A 17,917-nucleotide genomic window follows, 5' to 3' on the forward strand; every position below is an offset into this window, starting at 1 on the left:
GCATGGCCCGCCCAGTCCGCATCTTGCAGCTCGTGCCGGAACCCCTGCCGACTTTTCGCGCCGACGTGGCGACCCTGTTTGGCAAATACCTGCCGCGCCATGGCGTGCAATGCCACCTGGTCGGCAAAGGCAGCGCGGCACCAGCCGATAACCAGGGCTTCGCCTCTTCACGGCGGGCGCGGGCCGGTGCGCGCTGGAAAGCGGAACTGTCTTTTCTCTGGCTATGCCTGCGCGCCTTGCTTGGCGCTGACCGCCGCAGCCACGATGCGGTGCAAGTGCGCGATATGGTCAGCATAGGCTTGCTGGCATTGCTGGTGGCGCGCATGAAGGGATTGCCGATGATGTACTGGCTGTCTTACCTGATGAGCGAAGGACGCATCGAGCGGGCGCAGGATGAGCTGGCGCGGCTGCAGGGCCGCAGCGGCTTGCGCCGCCTGCGGGCGCGCCTCGTGCTTGCGAAGGGGCTTGCCGAGCGCTGGCTGCTGTACCGCGTGCTGCTGCCGCGCGCCGACCATGTGTTCGTGCAAAGCGAGGCGATGGCCGCCCTGGTGGCGCGGCATGGCGTGCCTGCGGGGCGCATCAGTGCCGTGCCGATGGGGGTCGACATGGAAGCGCTGGCGCAGCCCGGCTTGCGGCCGGCGGCGCGCGCTTGGCCTGGCTGGGAGGGGCGGCCGGTGGTGGCCTACCTCGGCACGCTGGACCGGGCGCGCTGCCTGGAGCGCGTGCTCGATGCGCTGGTACTGGTGCGGCGCGAGCTGCCGGATGCGAGACTGCTGCTGATCGGCAGTTCGCCGCAGCAGGACGATGTGCCGCAATTGCTCGGCGCCGCGCGCGCCAAGGGACTGGCCGATGCGGTGCAGGTCACCGGTTGGCTGCCGCCCGCGCAAGCCTGGGAATTCCTGCTCGGTGCGCAGGCCGCCATCTCGTATGTGCCGCGCGGCGCACTGTACGACGTCAGCTCGCCGACCAAGTTGCTGGAGTACCTGGCGCTGGGCATGCCTTGCGTCGGCAACGATATCCCCGACCAGGAAGCGGTGCTGGCCGCGAGCGGTGCCGGCTGGCTGGCGGCGAGTACGCCGCGGGCCATGGCCGAAGGCTTGCTGGCCATCCTGCGCGACCCGCAGGCCGCCCGTGAACGCGCCGCGGCTGGCCCGGCCTATATCGAAGCGGCGCGCAGCTACCGCGTGCTGGGCGCAGCGGTGGCGCAGCGCTATCAGAACCTGGTGGGAGGCGATCATGCTGGCCGAATTGCGTAAAGAGTTCCTGTACGGCGGGCGCGCGCTGGTGCGCGACAATGCGCTGAGCCAGCGCCTGGTGCAGCGCCTGCGCCGGCATGAGTTGATGGACGACTATGCCTTGAAGGTGCTGGGCGACCGCCTGTTGCACCGCAGCCTGCAAGCGGCCATCGGCAAGCTACCCTACTATGCGCACATCACGACCGACTTCTCGCCGGTTGAGGCGCGGCAGGCCTTGCGCGAGCTGTTCCCGATTGTCGACAAGGCGACCTTGCTGGAACATCCGCTGGCGCTGTATCCGAACCGCGGCAGCAAGCGTCCATGGCAGGCGCTGGGCAAGACCAGCGGCACCACGGGCACGCCGCTGGTGATCATCCGCAGCCTGCATTCGGTGCAGATGGAACAGGCCTTCATCAAGCGCCACTGGAGCTGGGGCGGTTATGTCGACGGCATGCCGCGCGCCACGCTGCGCGGCGACATGGTGGCCGGGCTGGAGCGGCAACGCCCGCCGTTCTGGTTCGAGAACCGCTACAACCGCCAGCTGCTGCTGTCGTCGCGCCACCTGACCGACCGCTGCATCGATCCCATCATCGACAAGCTGCGCGAATTCGCGCCGGCCATGCTGCAGGCTTACCCGTCCACCGCCTACACGCTGGCGCAGCAGCTGGAGCGGCGCGGCACGTCCTTGTCCATTCCCCGCCTGTTCACGGCTTCCGAGCCGCTGTACCCGCACCAGCAGGAACTGATCCGCGAACGCCTGGCCGGAAAGATCATGGACATGTACGGCATGGCGGAGCGGGTGGCGTTTGCCACGCAGTGCGAGTACGGTTCGATGCACGTCAATCCGGACTATTCGCACGTTGAAATCCTGGACGACCATGGCGAGCCGACCGACGGCTACGGGCATGTGGTTGGCACCACCTTGCATAACCTGGCGATGCCGCTGGTGCGCTACCGCCTGAGCGACCGTACGCGCTGGCGCCACGGCCATTGCCTGTGCGGCCGGCCGTTCCCGATGATCGAGCCGGTCAGCGGCAAGCTGGAAGACCGCATCACCGGCGGCGACGGTTCCGAAGTCAGTCCTTCGGTACTGACTTTTGCCTTCAAGGGCGTGGAAAACGTGCGCAAGTCGCAGGTGGCCCAGGTCGGGCCGGGCATCTGGGAATTGCGGCTGGTGCCCGATGTGCGCTTCTCGCAGGCGGACCAGGACAAGCTGCTGCACAACATCCGCCACCTGGTCGATGCGACGGTGCAGGTAAGGGTGGTGCTGCGCGACGAGCTGCCGAATACGGCGGCCGGCAAGTTCCGCTGGGTGGTCAATGAATGGAAGGACGGACAGCGTACATGAAAACCATCGTCATGCTGGGAACCGGGATGGACACCATGGGCGGCATCGCTTCCGTGGTGAGGGTGTATCAGCAGGCCGGCATGCTGCGGCGCTTCGGCGTACGCTACCTGGCCACGCATTGCGATGGCAGCCGGTGGCGCAAGCTGCGCGCGATGCTGGCTGCCTACGCGGCGTTTGCCGCGATGCTGTTGCGCGGCCAGGTCGGGCTGGTGCACGTGCACGTGGCTTCGCGCGCCAGCTTCTGGCGCAAGTCGGGCTTTTTCCTGCTGGCTTTCGCTGCGCGCGTGCCGGCGATCCTGCACCTGCACGGAGCGGAGTTTGCGATGTTCTACGGCGAGGAGTGCGGGCCCTGGCGCAAGCGCTTCGTGCGTTTCATTTTCGACCGCAGCACGCGCGTGGTGGTGCTGTCGGAGGCATGGCGCTGCTGGGTGGAGGGGATGTCGCGCAACCCGCATGTCGAGGCGATATACAACCCGGTGCTGCTGCCGGCCGCGAGTTCCTGGGAACAGCGGCGGCGCGGCGCGGTGCTGTCGCTGGGCCGGCTGGGGCGGCGCAAGGGCAGCTACGACCTGCTGCAGGCGGCGGCGCGCGTGGCGCCGCAGGTCGCTGTGCTGGAATTGCGGCTGGGCGGCGATGGCGAGCTCGATGCGGTGCGCCAGCGCGCCGCGCAGCTGGGTATTGCCAGCCAGCTCAACCTGCTGGGCTGGGTCGGGGCGGAAAGCCGCCGGCAGCAGCTGGCGCTGGCCTCCCTCTACGCGCTGCCCTCGTATAACGAAGGTTTGCCGATGAGCGTGCTGGAGGCGATGGCGGCCGGCCTGCCCGTGCTGGCCACGCCGGTGGGCGGCATTCCGGAAGCGGTGGCCGACGGCGTGGAGGGCTTCCTCGTTGCGCCGGGCGATGTCGATGCGCTGGCGGCGCGGCTGGCGCAACTGCTGGAAGACGATGCGCTGGCGCGGCGCATGGGGGAGGCAGCGCGGCGCAAGGTGGAATCCACCTTCAGCAGCGATGCCGTATTGCCGCGGCTTGAGCGGCTGTATCGCGAACTGGGATTTTTGCCGCAATGACTGCACTGGCCTGGAAAATCAATCGCCTCAAACTGATGGGGCCTGCCGAAGTTGTCTGGCGTATGCACCAGCTGGCGCGCCGCAAAGCCGCCGCGATGGGGCTGGGGCTGGCCAGCTATCCGCCGGTGCCGGCCCTGGATCGTTTCGGCGCCGCCTTTCTTGCCGCACCAGCGGAGGTGGAGGCCGGCGCGCTGTGCATGGCAGCCGATGCGCTGCTGGCAGGGCGCTGGAACGTGTTTGCATTGGAAGGGGCGCCGCTGGGCTTTCCGCCGCAGTGGAACCGCGACCCGCGCAGCGGCACCAGCGCGCCGATGGCGCCGGGGCCGTCCATCGATTACCGCGACGCGTCGCTGGTGGGCGATATCAAATACCTGTGGGAGCCGAGCCGGCACCTGGAGCTGGTGACCTTGGCCCAGGCATGGCGCTGCAGCGGCGAGCGGAAATACCGCGACGGTGCGCGCACGCTGCTCATTTCCTGGCTCGATCAATGCCCCTATCCGCAAGGCGTGCACTGGGCCAGTTCGCTGGAGCTCGGCGTGCGCCTGCTGAACTGGTCGGCCGCCTGGCAACTGCTGGACGGCAGCCTTGACGACGATTGGCGTCACCGCTGGCTGAATGCGGTCTACAAGCACTGCCACTTTATCAGCCACCACCTGTCGCGCCACTCGTCCGCCAACAACCATCTGCTCGGCGAGTACATGGGCCTGTACATCGCGAGCGTGCAATGGCCCTGCTGGCCCGAGAGCGTACGCTGGCGCGCGCGCGCCGAACGCGGCCTGGCCGAGCAGGGCTTGCAGCAGAACTGGGAGGATGGCGTCAACAAGGAGCAGGCGATCTATTATCACCACGAGGTGATGGACATGATGCTGCTATGCCAGCTCGCCGCGCAAGCCAACGGCGCCAGCTTCCCGCCCGGGTGGCTGGCTCGCCTTGAGCGCATGGCGGAATTCCTCGCGGCGCTGATGGACGTGGGCGGCAATGTGCCGATGACCGGCGATGCCGATGATGCCCGCATGCTGCGCCTGGACGCATCTGGCGCAGCGCCGTACCGCTCCCTGCTTGCCAGCGCGGCGCTGCTGTTCGGGCGCGCCGACTTCAAGGCCAAGGCCGGCGCGCTGGATGAGCGCAACCGCTGGCTGTTCGCCGATGCCGATGCGCGCTGGGCCGCGTTGCCGTCTGGCGTGCCGGGTGAACGGGAAACGCCGCGCCTGGCTTTCCCGCAAGGCGGCTATTACCTGCTTGGAAAGGATTTCGGCACGCCGCAGGAAGTGCGCATCGTGGTCGATTGCGGACCGCTGGGCTATCTCTCGCTGGCAGCGCATGGGCATGCCGATGCGCTGGCCTTCACGCTCTCCATGGGCGGGCAGGAAATGCTGGTCGATCCCGGTACTTACGCCTACCACACGCAGCGCCAGTGGCGCGACTATTTCCGCAGTACTGCGGCGCATAACACCGTGCAAGTCGATGGGCTGGACCAGTCGGAAATCGGCGGCAACTTCATGTGGCTGCGTAAGGCCAACGCTGTGGCGTTGTCGCACGACGCGACTCATTTCTTTGAGGGAAAACAAGACGGCTATATGCGCTTGCGCGATCCTGTCATGCACCGGCGCATCATTCGTTTCGATTCCCAAAAGAACGCGCTCGTTGTTGAAGATATCCTAGAATGTTTTGGCGAGCACGAGGTAGCCCTGCACTGGCATTTTGCAGAAGGCTGCCATGCCGAAACGGTTGGGCAAGCTTTGCATATCGCCAAGCGGGATAAGGGTTTGCACATGTCATGCCGGTTCGGGAATGGGCCGCAACTCCATTGCGCCAGCACGGCGCCAATCGCGGGATGGATCTCGCGCAGCTTTGACAGCAAAGCCGGCATCACGACAGCAGCGTGGCGCGGAGCGATACGCGGCACCAGCACGATCGTGACCGAAATTACCTTACTGGAAGGAGCGTCATCGTGAAGATCAGTATCTTTGGCATGGGCTATGTAGGTGCAGTTTCGGCAGGCTGCCTGGCGGCAGAAGGCCATACGGTCATCGGGGTCGACCCGAACCGCACCAAGGTTGGGCTGATCAACGAAGGACGGACGCCGATCATCGAAAAGGATATCGGCGAGATGATTGCAAATGCGGTGCGTGACGGCCGCCTGCGCGCTACCGACAGTGTGCGCGATGCCGTGATGTCGAGCGAGATCTCGCTGGTGTGCGTCGGCACGCCATCGCAGATGAACGGCAACCTCGATCTGAGCGCGGTACGCAAGGTGTGCGAGCAGATCGGCCATGCGCTGCGCGAGAAGGAGAGCTTCCACGTGGTGGTGGCGCGCAGCACGATGCTGCCCGGCTCCATGCGTTCGCTGGTGATTCCGACGCTGGAGCAGGCGTCCGGAAAACGTGCGGGCATCGATTTCGGCGTGTGCGGCAATCCGGAATTCCTGCGCGAGGGCACGGCGGTGCACGATTACCACCACCCGCCGAAGACGGTGATCGGCGAGACCGACGAGCGCTCCGGCGACCTGCTGCTGCAGCTGTATGCGGGCATGGATGCACCGGTGGTGCGCACCGACGTCGAGACGGCGGAAATGGTGAAGTACACCGACAATACCTGGCACGCGCTGAAAGTCGATTTCGCCAATGAGATCGGAAATATCTGCAAGGCGGTCGGCATTGACGGCCACGAGGTGATGGAGATCTTCTGCAAGGACACCAAGCTGAATCTCTCGCCGTATTACATGAAGCCAGGTTTTGCCTTTGGCGGCTCCTGCCTGCCGAAAGACGTGCGCGCGCTGATCTACAAGGCGCGCCAGCTCGACCTGGAACTGCCGCTGCTGAACGCCATCCTGCCATCCAACCACAAGCAGGTGGAAAAGGGCTTGAAGATGGTGATGGAAAAGCCGGGCAGGAAAGTCGGCATCCTCGGCTTCTCTTTCAAGGCCGGCACCGACGACCTGCGCGAATCGCCGCTGGTGGACGTGATCGAGCACCTGATCGGCAAGGGCTACGACCTGCGCTTGTACGACAGGAATGTGAAGCTGGCGGCGCTGACCGGCGCCAACCAGGACTACATCATGAACATCATTCCCCACATCTCGCGGCTGATGGTCGATTCGATGGATGCGGTCCTTGCGTTTGCCGACACGGTGGTGATCGGCAATGGCGCGCCGGAATTCCAGGCCGTACCTGACAAGCTGCGGCCGGGACAGCACCTGGTGGACCTGGTGCGCGTCTCGGGCAAGCAGAGCGAAGGGGCGTACGATGGCATCTGCTGGTAACCGCGAAGAGCAGCGCCGTGTGCTTATCATCGTCGAAAACCTGCCATCGCCGTTTGACCGGCGCGTATGGCAGGAAGCGACGACGCTGCATGCCAATGGCTACCAGGTAGCGATCATCTGCCCGACCGGCAAGGGTTATGAGTCGCGCTACGAGGAACTGGACGGCATCCATATCTACCGCTACAAGCTGCCGATGGAGGCGCAGGGCGCCCTGGGCTATGCCATCGAGTATTCGGCGGCGCTGTTCCATAGTTCGCGCCTGGCGTGGAAGGTGCTGTTACGCCACGGTTTCGACGTCATCCATGCCTGCAATCCGCCCGACCTGCTGTTCCTGGTCGGCGGCTTCTTCAAGTTCTTGCTGGGCAAGCGCTTCCTGTTCGACCACCATGACATCAATCCTGAACTGTATGAAGCCAAGTTCGGGCGGCGCGACTTCTTCTACAAGCTGATGGTCTGGCTGGAGCGGCTGTCGTTCCGCACCGCCGACGTGTCGATTGCCACCAACGATTCGTATAAGCGCATCGCCATCGGTCGCGGCGGCATGGATCCCGACAAGGTGTACGTGGTGCGCAGCGGACCCAAGCTGGACCGCCTGCGCGTGCTGCCGCCGCTGCAGCAGCTGAAGCAGGGCAGGCGTTTCCTGGTCGGCTATGTCGGCGTGATGGGGGCGCAGGAAGGCATCGACCTGCTGCTGCAAAGCGTGCGCGTGGTGGTGCACGAGATGGGGCGGCGCGACGTGCATTTCGGCCTGGTTGGCGGCGGCACTTCGCTGGAGGAGATGAAAACGCTGGCGCGCGAGCTCGGCGTAGCCGAGTACGTGACGTTTACGGGGCGGGTGCCCGACCAGCAGTTGCTGGAAATGCTGAACACGGCCGATGTGTGCGTGAATCCTGACGTTGCCAACGAAATGAACGACAAGTCCACCATGAACAAGATCATGGAGTACATGGCGCTGGGCAAGCCGATCGTGCAGTTCGACCTGACCGAGGGCCGTGTATCGGCGCAGGAAGCTTCGCTGTACGCGGCCAGGAACGACCCGGTCGACATGGCGCTGAAGATTGTGGAGTTGCTGGATGATCCGGAGCGGCGCGCGCGCATGGGTACTTATGGGCGCAACCGTGTGGTCAATGAACTTGAATGGGAATACGAGGCGCCCAAGCTGCTGGCAGCTTATGAGCGGCTGTACTCGGCGCCCGAGCTGATTCTGGAAAAGGACAACCTATGAAAGCGATGATTCTGGCGGCCGGCAAGGGCACGCGGGTGCGCCCTTTGACCTATGAACTGCCGAAGCCGATGATCCCGATCCTCGGCAAGCCCGTGATGGCCTACCTGGTTGAGCACCTGCAGCGGCATGGCGTCAGCGAGATCATGGTCAATGTCAGCTACCTGCATGAGAAGATCGAAGAGTATTTCGGCGAAGGGCACCAGTTCGGCGTGCAGATCGGCTATTCCTTTGAAGGCTATACCAACGACCAGGGCGAGGTCGTGCCGCAGCCGATCGGGTCCGCCGGCGGCATCAAGAAGATCCAGGAGTTCGGCGGGTTTTTCGACGAGACGGTGGTGGTGCTGTGCGGCGACGCGCTGATCGACCTGGATTTGAAGTCGGCACTGTACGAACACCGGCGCAAGGGCGCCCTGGCCACCGTGATTACGCGTGAAGTGCCGTGGGAGAAGGTGAGCAGTTATGGCGTGGTGGTCAGCGACGGCGGCGGCCGGGTGCTCGAATTCCAGGAAAAGCCATCGCGCGCGCAGGCCAAGTCGAATTGCGCCAGCACCGGCATTTACCTGTTCGAACCGGAAGTGATCGACCTGATTCCCTCCGGCCAGGAGTTCGATATCGGCTCCGAGCTGTTCCCCCTGCTGGCCCAGCGCGGCTTGCCGTTCTACTGCCAGACGCGCAAATTCGACTGGATCGATATCGGCAGCGTCAAGGATTACTGGGAAGTGCTGCAAGGCGTGCTGACCGGCGGCGTGGCGCACATGACGGTGCCGGGCGTGCAGGTGGAGGAGGGCGTGTGGGTCGGCCTGAACACCAGCATCGACTGGCATGGCACCCGCATCATCGGGCCGGTCTATATCGGCTCCGGTTGCCGCATCGAGGCCGGCGCCACCATCATCGGGCCGACGTGGATTGGCCACGGCAGCCACATTCGCAGCGGGGCAAGGGTAGTGCGCAGCGTGTTGTTCGAATATACTCGAGTCTTACCGGACGTTACACTCGACGAATTAATCGTGTTCAAAGAGTATAGTGTCGACCGCGCTGGCGAAATGCAGCATATTTCGCAAGCAGAAGGCGGAGGCTGGGCTAATGCGCGGGATCGCCGTGCGACCCGGCGTGCCGCGCATAATGTTGCCAAAGAGACAACTTTAATATGAAAATTTATCCCGTCATCCTGTCCGGCGGCGCCGGTACCCGGCTGTGGCCCTTGTCGCGCGCGGCGTTGCCGAAGCAGCTGCTGCCGCTGGTATCGGACAAGACGATGTTGCAGGAGACCGTGCAACGCCTGGCTGGCCGCAACGGCATGATGGCGCCGCTGATCGTGTGCGGCAACGAGCACCGCTTCCTGGTGGCCGAGCAGATGCGCGAAATCGGCGTCAGCCCGCTTGGCATCCTGCTGGAGCCGGTGGGGCGCAATACCGCGCCGGCGGTGGCCGCCGCCGCCCATTACCTGCAGGCGATCGATGCGCAAGCGCTCATGCTGGTGCTACCGGCCGACCATGTGATCAAGGACGTGGACTCTTTCTACGCTGCGATCGAGCGCGCCGCGACCCAGGCCGAAGGCGGCGCACTGGCCACCTTCGGCATCGTGCCGACCGCGCCGGAAACGGGCTATGGCTATATCCAGAGCGGCGAGCCGCTGCCGGCCGAAGGCTGCTACAAGGTCGGCAGGTTCGTCGAGAAGCCGGACCGCGAGACGGCGCAGGGCTTTATCGATGCCGGCAACTTCTTCTGGAACAGCGGCATGTTCCTGTTCCGCGCCGACGCCTTCCTGAAGGAGCTGGCGCAATTCCAGCCCGAGATGGCCAGATTCAGCGAGGAAGCGGTCAGCAAGGGCTATCGCGACCTGGATTTCTGCCGCCTCGACGAGGCGGCCTTCACGGCCTGCCCATCCGATTCCATCGACTACGCGGTGATGGAGCACACCAGGCAGGCTGTCGTGGCGCCGGCGGCGATCGGCTGGAACGACGTGGGCTCCTGGTCGGCGCTGGTCGACGTGCTGGAGGCCGACGGCAACGGCAATGTGACGCGCGGCGACGTGTACACCGATGATGCCAGGAACTGCCTGGTGCGCGCCGAGGGCCGCATCGTGGCGGCAATCGGCGTGCAGGACCTGGTGATCGTCGAGACTTCCGATGCGGTGCTGGTGGCGCACAAGGACCATGTGCAGCGCGTGAAGCAGGTGGTGGACCACCTGAAAGCCAGCGGCCGCACCGAGCATCTGCACCATACCAAGGTGTATCGTCCCTGGGGTTCGTACGAAGGCATCGACGTGGGCGAGCGCTTCCAGGTCAAACGCATCATCGTCAACCCGGGCGGCAAGCTGTCGCTGCAGATGCACCATCACCGCGCCGAACATTGGGTGGTGGTATCGGGGACGGCGCGCGTGACTTGCGGCGACAAGGTCAGCCTGCTGACCGAGAACGAATCGACCTATATCCCGATCGGCATGAGCCATCGCCTGGAGAATCCGGGCAAGCTGCCGCTGCACCTGATCGAAGTGCAGTCGGGCAGCTACCTCGGCGAGGACGATATCGTTCGCTTCGAGGATGTCTACCATCGCGGCTAGACGCTGCATTGTTGCCGCGCTCCTGCTGTCGGCAGCCGGGGCGCGCGCCCAACTCCAGCCGGCCCAGCTTGGGCTGGTGGTCAACGATGCCGATCCTGCCAGCGTGGCACTGGGCGCTTACTACGCCCGGTTGCGCGGCATCCCATCGGCGCGCATCGCCCATGTCAGTATTCCCGGCCAGCCGCATCGCCTCGATGCCGATGCCTTTGCGCGGCTGAAAACCGAAATCGACCGCCAGCTGCCTGGCGACGCGCGCGCCGTGCTGTTTGCCTGGACCGCTCCCTATGCGGTGGAATGCAATAGCCTGACCTCGGCCTATACACTGGGCTTCGATGCGGCGCAATGCGAGCGCAGCTGCGCGCCCGGGCGCAAAAATCCCTATTTCAATGGCAAGCTGCTGCCGCCCGGCATGCGGCTGTCGATGCTGTTGCCGGCCGAACCGCTGGAGGTGGCGCGCGCGGTGGCCGAACGCGGCAAGGCGGCCGGTTTCAGTGTGCCGCAAGCGGGCGCCTATTTCCTGCAGACCAGCGAGGCGGCGCGCAATACCCGGGCGCGCTTCTTTCCGCCCAGCGGCGCCATCCCGGCGCGCAAATTGACGATCCACACCTTGCAGCAGGACGTGCTGGAAGGAGCCCGCGATGTCATGCTCTACCAGACCGGACTGGCACAGGTCGGCAAGCTGGAGACCTTGCGCTTCCTGCCCGGCGCCCTGGCCGACCACCTGACGTCCTATGGCGGCGACCTGCTGGGCAGCGGCCAGATGAGCAGCCTGCGCTGGCTGGAGGCGGGCGCCACCGCCAGCTATGGCACGGTCAGCGAGCCCTGCAATCACTGGCAGAAATTTCCTCATCCGCAAATCCTGTTGCAGCATTACCTCAGCGGAGCCACCGCGATCGAAGCCTATTGGCGCAGCGTGGCATGGCCCGCGCAGGGCCTTTTCATAGGAGACCCGCTGGCGCGGCCCTATCCCCGTTAGTCCGTTTGGACTAATCGTGTGTCACCAACTAGTCATATCAAACAGTTAATATGCAAAAGAACAATAAAAAATTCCTTTTGGTACATATTCTGGGGGTATTCATTTTCATGGACAAACGCATTCCTTTGCGCGCTAGCGCGCTGGCCGCCCTGTTGGCTTGCCAGCCGGCTTTCGCTGCCGACGTGGTGATCAGCCAGATGTACGGCGCGGGCGGCAATAACGGCGCTACCCTGCGCTACGATTACGTTGAACTGTTCAACCGCGGCAGCGCTGCGGTGGCCGTGGGCGGCTGGACCATCCAGTATGCGTCTGCCAGCGGCACCACCTGGGGCAAGGCGGAACTGCCGGCCGGCACCAGCATCGACCCGGGCAAATACTTCCTGCTCAAACTGGCCAGCAGCAATGTCGCGGTCGGCGCCGACTTCGCGGCCGACCATTACAGCGCCAGCGTGAACATGAGCGGCGCGTCCGGCAAGGTAGCGCTGGTCAATAACAATACGGCGCTGAGCGGCGCGCAGCCGGGCAGCGCATCGATCCAGGACGTGGTCGGCTACGGTTCGGCCAACTTCTCCGAAACAGCTGCCGCGACCGGCATGAGCGCCACCACCAGCCTGCTGCGCGCCAACAACGGCTGCACCGACAGCAACAACAACGCGGCCGACTTCAGCGCCGTCGCACCGCAATTCCGCACGGCCGCTTCGCCGGCCAATATGTGCGACAACGGGCCGCTGCCGCAGCCAATCGTGCCGCTATGCCCGGCCGCCGCCAAGCTCAACTTCGGCGCCGGCGGCAGCATCGCGCTGTCGGCCTCCGACGCCGACGGCATCGTCAACGACGCGCTCCTTACGTCGGCCGCAGTGCCTGGCCTGAGCCTGGGCAAGCTGCTTCCTGCGGGCGGGGTTGGCGGCAGTGCCAGCGTGTCGCTGCTGGCCTCGCCATCGCTGGCGGCGGGCACTTACCCGGTTGCGGTCAAGTTCTCCAACGACCAGGGGCAGGAAGCCAGCTGCACGGTCAGCCTGACCGTGGAAGTCGGCGCCGGCACGGTGGTGCCGGTACCGCAGATCCAGGGCTCGGGCGCCAGCAGCCCGTTCAGCGGTGCGAAGCTGACCACCGAGGGCGTGGTGACTGCCACGGTCGGCAGCGGCTTCTTCATCCAGGACGTGGCCGGCGACGGCGACCCGAATACTTCCGACGGCATGTTCGTCTACATGGGGGCGGCTGCGATGGCGGCCAAGGTCGGCGACCTGGTGCGCGTGAGCGGCACCGTGACCGAGTACAAGCCAAGCGGGGCAACACGGTCCTATACCGAGCTGTCGAGCGTGACCAGCGTCCTCACCCAGAGCACCGGCAACAGCATTACCCCGGCCAATATCGACCTGTCCAGCACCAGCCTGGCCAATGTGGAAGGCATGCTGGTGCGCTTCCCGGGCGCGCTGACCGTCAACGCTACCGATTCGCTGGCCAGCCGCGGCGAACTCACGCTGTCTGCCGGACGCCGCGAGATCCCGACCAACCGCTATCCGGCCCGCAGCGCGGATGCGCTCGCGCTGGCGGCGCAGAATGCCGCCAATATGATCACGCTGGACGACGGCCTGTTCGTCACGCCGGCGACGGTGCCCTACCTGGACCAGGACGGCACGGTGCGCGTCGGCTATACCGTCAGCGGCCTGACCGGCGTGATCGATTTCGGCGCCCTGGGCAGCGGCGGCGCGGGCTTCAAGCTGCAGCCGACCGAAGCGCCGGTCTTCTCGCGCGATAATCCACGCACCCCGGTGCCGGAAGTGGCGGCTGGCAACCTGAAGGTGGCCAGCGCCAACGTGCTGAACTTCTTCACCACCTTCATGGACGGCACCGATGTGCTGGGACAGACCGGCCAGGGCTGCACCCTGGGCAGCGGCAACAGCAAAGCCAACTGCCGCGGCGCCGACAATATGGCAGAGTTCGTGCGCCAGCGCGACAAGATCGTGGCCGGGCTGAAGGCGATCGATGCCGACGTGGTGGGCCTGATGGAGATCCAGAACAACGGCGACTATGCCACCAGCTACCTGGTGGACAGCCTGAACTCGGCATACGGCAGGGTGGAATACGCTTATGTGCCGAAGCCGCCTGCGACCGGCACCGATGCGATCCGGGTGGCGATGATCTACAAGCCGGCCAAGGTGGCGCTGGCGGGCGCTGCGCTGTCCGATGCGGCGCAGGTCAATGACCGGCCGCCGATGGCGCAGACCTTCAAGGCCAATAACGGCGCGAAGTTCAGCGTCATCGTCAACCACCTGAAATCCAAGCGCTGCAACGGCGCCAGCGGCGCCAATGCCGACCAGAATGACGGCCAGAGCTGCTACAACGCGGACCGCATGGCGCAGGCGCAGCAGCTGGCCGAAAGCTTCGTGCCGCAAGTGGTGGCGGCGGCCGGCGACCCGGATGTGCTGCTGATCGGCGACTTCAATGCCTACGGCATGGAAGACCCGATCATGTACCTGACCGCCGCCGAGCGCCCGCTGCGCTTCGAGAACCAGGTCGAACGCTTCGTGCGCCCGAACGGCATGCCGCATTCCTATGTATTCGGCGGCGAGAGCGGCTACCTGGACCACGCCCTGGCCAGCGCTGCCATGAGTTCGCAGGTAGCCGGCGCCATGGAGTGGAACGCCAACGCCGACGAGCCGGAAGTGCTGGACTTCAACCTCGATGGCAAGAATGCCGCCGCCCAGGCCCTGTACAACACGCTGCCTTACCGCGCTTCCGACCACGATCCGGTGGTGATCAGCCTGAACCTGGCGCCATCGTACGTGGACGTGACTTCGAGTGTGCAGATCCAGCGTTCCGGCCTGGTGCAGGGCCGCTTCAGCAGCATCGCCACCGCCACTGCCTGGCTGACCAACAGCAGCGGCGCCGACATGGCCGCACCGCTGCAGTATGTGCTGCAAGGGCTGCCGGCCGGGGTCACCCTGGCCAATGCCAGCGGCTCTATCAACGGCATGCCTTACATCACCGCCGCGCCGGCGCTGGCTGCCGGTGCCCAGGCAACCGTCCAGCTGCAATTCAATAATCCGGGCCGTGTCGCCGTCAACTACACGCCAAAAGTCTACAACGGCAGTTTCTGAGGACCTGAACCATGCAAAACAAGCTTCTGACCCGATTCCTGCGCATCGCCGCGCTGTTGCTGGCCTTTGGCGCCAGCAGCCACGCCATGGCGGACGTCATGCGCCTGGTGACGCTGGATACCTCCATTTACGGCGCCGGCCGCCAAGGCTACCTGGACTTCACCTTCAATGGCGTGGACGGGGCGCCTGCCGCGACTGCAACCATGGCGCAACTGCAGGGCTTTAATATGGACCCGGCCAATTTTTCGCCTTGGGGCGATGCCGCCGCGGTGCCGGGCGGTTTTGCCATGCTCAATTCGAGCAGCCCCAACGATGTGCTGTACCAGGGCGTGTTCGGTGGCGTGTTCAGCTTCCTGCTGACGATTTCCGGCGATCCTTCGGCGCTGCTGAATTCCAATTTCGGCGTGGTGGCCTATGACATCGACCAGAACCCGATCAAGGGCAAGATCCTGGACCTGATGTTTGTCGCGGCAGCGGACGGCAGCCCCGACCTGCAGATCCTCAGCATCAATGACGCAATCGCCAGCGTGGCGCTCCCGGCCGCAGTGCCGGAGCCGGCGTCGCTGGCGCTGGCGGCGCTGGGCCTGCTGATGCTGGCCTGGGTTCGCCGCCGCGCATAAGCAGCGCGGTTGCACAAACACCACAGGCACCTTGGGAGTTTGGGCTCCCAAGGTGCTTTTTCATTTGGATGGCACAGAGGGAGTGGGGGGATTTATTTCGGCAGAATATTAATACTTAATTAAAATTGTATTAGCGTGCAGGACTTGGCATGATTCATAGTTTTCCGCATAACGACCTGCGTTTTTTGCCATGTCCTTCAACATTCTCGTCATCGACAGCGACCCCGCTGTGCAGCAACTGCTGGCCCATAACCTGGGGCAGGCGGGCTATGCGGTACAGTGCCACGGCGATGCGATGACGGCGCTTGCCGCACTGCAGGGAAGCTTGCCGGAAGCGGTATTGCTGGAGTGGGACTTGCCGGGCCAGTCGGGCGTGTCGCTGATCCGCCATTGGCGCGCGGCGCCGCGCACCAGCGAACTGCCGATCCTGATGCTGAGTGCGCGCTGCGCCGAGCAGGACAAGGTGCTGGCGCTGGAAAGCGGGGCCGACGATTTCATCTGCAAGCCGTTCGGGCCGCGCGAAACCATCGCCCGCCTGCATGCGGTGCTGCGGCGCCGGCGTCCAGCCGGCATGCCGGGCGCCTTGCAGGTGGCGGGCTTGCGCCTCGATCCGCATACCCTGAGCGTGACGGCAGGCGACCGCCAGCTGAACCTGGGGCGCGTGGAATTCCGCCTGTTGAACTACCTGATGCACCACCCGGGCCGCGTGCACAGCCGCGCGCAATTGCTGGACCAGGTGTGGGGCAGCCATGTCTTCCTCGACGAACGCACGGTCGACGCCCATGTGGGGCGCTTGCGCAATGCGCTGCAACCCAGCGGCATGCATGAAGCGATCCAGACCGTGCGCGGCAGCGGCTACCGCTTCCACGCCCAATGCTGAATTCCGACGCCCGCGAGCAGGAATACCTGTTGCACGCCATCGATGGCGCGCATGGCCTGGCCACGCAGGGCGAATTATTCCTGTGGAGCCAGGGCGCCTTGCAGGCCCTGTTGCCGCATGGCGTACTGCTGTGCATCCAGCTCGACGAGCAGGGCCGGGCGCGCAAGGTGGAGTGCCTGCACAGCAGCGTGCTGGCGGCCTCCGCCAGCGCCCTGCTGTGCGACGCCCGGCAAGGGCCGGCCCCGGCCTGGCTGCGCCAGTGGCAACAGGGCGGCGGGCAGCCGCTGGCGCTGCAGGCCGGCGCCATGGGGCACGGCTTGCTGCACGGCTGCGGGCCCTTGGCCTGCGGCGGCAGTGCCATGGTCCTGCTTGGCATGCCGGCGGCGGCCGGCGTACGCGAATCCTGGCTGCTGCAATTGCTGCTGCCCTACCTGCACCTGGCGCTGCAGCGCATCGCCAGCGCGGCCCCGGCGCCAGCCGTCTCGCCGCGCCAGGCTGAAATCCTGCAGTGGCTGCGCGAGGGCAAGAACAACGGGGAAATCGGCCGCCTGCTCGGCATCAGTCCCCTGACCGTCAAGAACCACCTGCAGCGCCTGTACCGCCAGCTCGGCGTCAACAACCGCGCCCACGCCGTGGCGCAATTCCCCATCCCGCCGCTTGCAGATTTGTCGAAGATTTTTACACTTTGATGAAGTGCCAATAATGGCACTTCATCAACTGGTTGATTCTTTTGGAAATGTTGATTGGGCATGATTTTTGCGTGCGCCCTCCCGCACGCGGCAGCATAGCCGTGCGTAAAGTTGTGTTGTAGGCAATAGATTTGAGTCAGGCAGCTGTCCACGAGGCAGGCTGCCATTTTCGAGAGTTCAACCATCCAGGGGATTCCGTGGCCAATATTTCTAAGATCCAAACACATCGCGCAGCCCAGGCGATCAAACAATTCCTGTGCGTCGCAGCACTGGCCGCAGGCAGTGTGGCGCAGGCAGGAGTGCTCAATTTTGAAGGGCAGGTCGATTCGCCCTTCGTTTTCGCCGGCGACCACATCAAGGTCGGCGGGTATTGGATCGAGTCCTATGGCGGCAGCCAGACTTCCGACCTGGTCGGCGCCTTTGTCGACGGCAGCGATCCTGCCAGCTGCTTCGGTGTCAGCTGCCCGGTCAATAATGCATCGCAGTACTATACCGGCCTGGATGACGGTTATTTCTACTTTGGCCAGAATAACGATTCCCTGTTCCGCCTCGGCAGCCTGCGCGCCAGCTTCATCGGCACCGGCCAGGCCAGCTTCCCGGCTGTCGCCGGCATGCTGGTGCTGCAAGGTTTTGACGCCCTGGGCCAGGCGCTGGGCGGCGCGCGCCAGCTCGGCCTGTCCGGCCCGAGCGGCGGCCAGTTCCAGTTCGGTACTTTCGACCTGAGCTCGATCAAGGAACAGTTCGCCTTTGTGCGCGTGCTTGGCTACTCCTGCGATGCCAATGGCAGCTGCAACCGCAACTCCAACCTGGCCAACTTCGCTATCGACGATATCGTCACGATTCCCGAACCAGGCAGCCTGGCGCTGTTCGGCCTGGGCATGGCCGGCCTTGGCCTGGCCGCCCGCCGCCGCCGTGTGCGCTAAGCCGCGGCTCTTTCGCTAACCTGATCCGGGA

14 protein-coding genes are annotated in these 17,917 nt (G+C 64.9%); all 14 read left to right on the forward strand.

Features of this window, described 5'->3' with window-relative positions:
- The first annotated feature begins 2 nt into the window (after window positions 1–2).
- The 14 genes from ASE26_RS09365 (at window position 3) to ASE26_RS09430 (ending at window position 17,886) form a co-directional block, all read left to right on the forward strand.
- Window positions 3–1,256 carry a glycosyltransferase gene (locus tag ASE26_RS09365; RefSeq protein WP_055937289.1) on the forward strand — a complete coding sequence of 418 codons (1,254 nt, stop codon included), beginning with the start codon at window positions 3–5 and terminating at the stop codon, window positions 1,254–1,256.
- Window positions 1,237–2,583 carry a phenylacetate--CoA ligase family protein gene (locus tag ASE26_RS09370; RefSeq protein ID WP_055937292.1) on the forward strand — a complete coding sequence of 449 codons (1,347 nt, stop codon included), beginning with the start codon at window positions 1,237–1,239 and terminating at the stop codon, window positions 2,581–2,583. Before ASE26_RS09365 ends, ASE26_RS09370 begins: the two co-directional genes overlap by 20 nt.
- Window positions 2,580–3,647: a glycosyltransferase family 4 protein gene (locus tag ASE26_RS09375; protein ID WP_055937295.1), complete on the forward strand. Its 1,068-nt coding sequence runs from the start codon at window positions 2,580–2,582 to the stop codon at window positions 3,645–3,647. Before ASE26_RS09370 ends, ASE26_RS09375 begins: the two co-directional genes overlap by 4 nt.
- Window positions 3,644–5,602: an alginate lyase family protein gene (locus ASE26_RS09380; protein ID WP_057246089.1), complete on the forward strand. Its 1,959-nt coding sequence runs from the start codon at window positions 3,644–3,646 to the stop codon at window positions 5,600–5,602. The genes ASE26_RS09375 and ASE26_RS09380 overlap by 4 nt, the downstream gene beginning before the upstream one ends.
- A complete protein-coding gene (locus ASE26_RS09385) occupies window positions 5,599–6,909 on the forward strand; it encodes a nucleotide sugar dehydrogenase (RefSeq protein ID WP_055937302.1) in 1,311 nt (436 codons plus the stop codon). Before ASE26_RS09380 ends, ASE26_RS09385 begins: the two co-directional genes overlap by 4 nt.
- Window positions 6,893–8,134 carry a glycosyltransferase family 4 protein gene (locus ASE26_RS09390; RefSeq protein WP_055937305.1) on the forward strand — a complete coding sequence of 414 codons (1,242 nt, stop codon included), beginning with the start codon at window positions 6,893–6,895 and terminating at the stop codon, window positions 8,132–8,134. The genes ASE26_RS09385 and ASE26_RS09390 overlap by 17 nt, the downstream gene beginning before the upstream one ends.
- Window positions 8,131–9,285 carry a sugar phosphate nucleotidyltransferase gene (locus ASE26_RS09395; RefSeq protein WP_055937308.1) on the forward strand — a complete coding sequence of 385 codons (1,155 nt, stop codon included), beginning with the start codon at window positions 8,131–8,133 and terminating at the stop codon, window positions 9,283–9,285. Before ASE26_RS09390 ends, ASE26_RS09395 begins: the two co-directional genes overlap by 4 nt.
- Window positions 9,282–10,697: a mannose-1-phosphate guanylyltransferase/mannose-6-phosphate isomerase gene (locus ASE26_RS09400; protein WP_055937311.1), complete on the forward strand. Its 1,416-nt coding sequence runs from the start codon at window positions 9,282–9,284 to the stop codon at window positions 10,695–10,697. The genes ASE26_RS09395 and ASE26_RS09400 overlap by 4 nt, the downstream gene beginning before the upstream one ends.
- Window positions 10,678–11,673, forward strand: a complete 996-nt coding sequence (locus ASE26_RS09405) for a TIGR03790 family protein (RefSeq protein WP_055937314.1) — start codon at window positions 10,678–10,680, stop codon at window positions 11,671–11,673. The genes ASE26_RS09400 and ASE26_RS09405 overlap by 20 nt, the downstream gene beginning before the upstream one ends.
- A gap of 107 nt (window positions 11,674–11,780) precedes the next feature.
- Window positions 11,781–14,774 carry an ExeM/NucH family extracellular endonuclease gene (locus ASE26_RS09410; protein ID WP_055937567.1) on the forward strand — a complete coding sequence of 998 codons (2,994 nt, stop codon included), beginning with the start codon at window positions 11,781–11,783 and terminating at the stop codon, window positions 14,772–14,774.
- Between the two features lie 11 nt (window positions 14,775–14,785).
- Window positions 14,786–15,394, forward strand: coding sequence for an NF038129 family PEP-CTERM protein (locus ASE26_RS09415; protein WP_055937317.1), 609 nt, complete (start codon window positions 14,786–14,788; stop codon window positions 15,392–15,394).
- A 190-nt stretch (window positions 15,395–15,584) separates the two neighbouring features.
- Window positions 15,585–16,274 carry a response regulator transcription factor gene (locus tag ASE26_RS09420; RefSeq protein WP_055937320.1) on the forward strand — a complete coding sequence of 230 codons (690 nt, stop codon included), beginning with the start codon at window positions 15,585–15,587 and terminating at the stop codon, window positions 16,272–16,274.
- Complete coding sequence (locus ASE26_RS09425) at window positions 16,268–16,963, forward strand: LuxR C-terminal-related transcriptional regulator (protein WP_055937325.1); 696 nt, start codon at window positions 16,268–16,270, stop codon at window positions 16,961–16,963. Before ASE26_RS09420 ends, ASE26_RS09425 begins: the two co-directional genes overlap by 7 nt.
- 197 nt (window positions 16,964–17,160) lie before the next feature.
- Entirely contained in the window at window positions 17,161–17,886 is a 726-nt protein-coding gene (locus ASE26_RS09430; RefSeq protein WP_055937329.1) for an NF038120 family PEP-CTERM protein, read from the forward strand.
- Window positions 17,887–17,917: the final 31 nt, after the last annotated feature.

Origin of the sequence: Duganella sp. Root198D2 (genome assembly GCF_001428585.1) — a bacterium.
Lineage (GTDB): Bacteria > Pseudomonadota > Gammaproteobacteria > Burkholderiales > Burkholderiaceae_D > Rugamonas.

Coding starts and splice junctions, on each gene's coding strand:
- ASE26_RS09365 (WP_055937289.1), top strand. CDS start 3: ATGGCCCGCCCAGTCCGCATCTTGCAGCTCGTGCCGGAACCCCTGCCG.
- ASE26_RS09370 (WP_055937292.1), top strand. CDS start 1,237: ATGCTGGCCGAATTGCGTAAAGAGTTCCTGTACGGCGGGCGCGCGCTG.
- ASE26_RS09375 (WP_055937295.1), top strand. CDS start 2,580: ATGAAAACCATCGTCATGCTGGGAACCGGGATGGACACCATGGGCGGC.
- ASE26_RS09380 (WP_057246089.1), top strand. CDS start 3,644: ATGACTGCACTGGCCTGGAAAATCAATCGCCTCAAACTGATGGGGCCT.
- ASE26_RS09390 (WP_055937305.1), top strand. CDS start 6,893: ATGGCATCTGCTGGTAACCGCGAAGAGCAGCGCCGTGTGCTTATCATC.
- ASE26_RS09395 (WP_055937308.1), top strand. CDS start 8,131: ATGAAAGCGATGATTCTGGCGGCCGGCAAGGGCACGCGGGTGCGCCCT.
- ASE26_RS09400 (WP_055937311.1), top strand. CDS start 9,282: ATGAAAATTTATCCCGTCATCCTGTCCGGCGGCGCCGGTACCCGGCTG.
- ASE26_RS09405 (WP_055937314.1), top strand. CDS start 10,678: ATGTCTACCATCGCGGCTAGACGCTGCATTGTTGCCGCGCTCCTGCTG.
- ASE26_RS09410 (WP_055937567.1), top strand. CDS start 11,781: ATGGACAAACGCATTCCTTTGCGCGCTAGCGCGCTGGCCGCCCTGTTG.
- ASE26_RS09415 (WP_055937317.1), top strand. CDS start 14,786: ATGCAAAACAAGCTTCTGACCCGATTCCTGCGCATCGCCGCGCTGTTG.
- ASE26_RS09420 (WP_055937320.1), top strand. CDS start 15,585: ATGTCCTTCAACATTCTCGTCATCGACAGCGACCCCGCTGTGCAGCAA.
- ASE26_RS09425 (WP_055937325.1), top strand. CDS start 16,268: ATGCTGAATTCCGACGCCCGCGAGCAGGAATACCTGTTGCACGCCATC.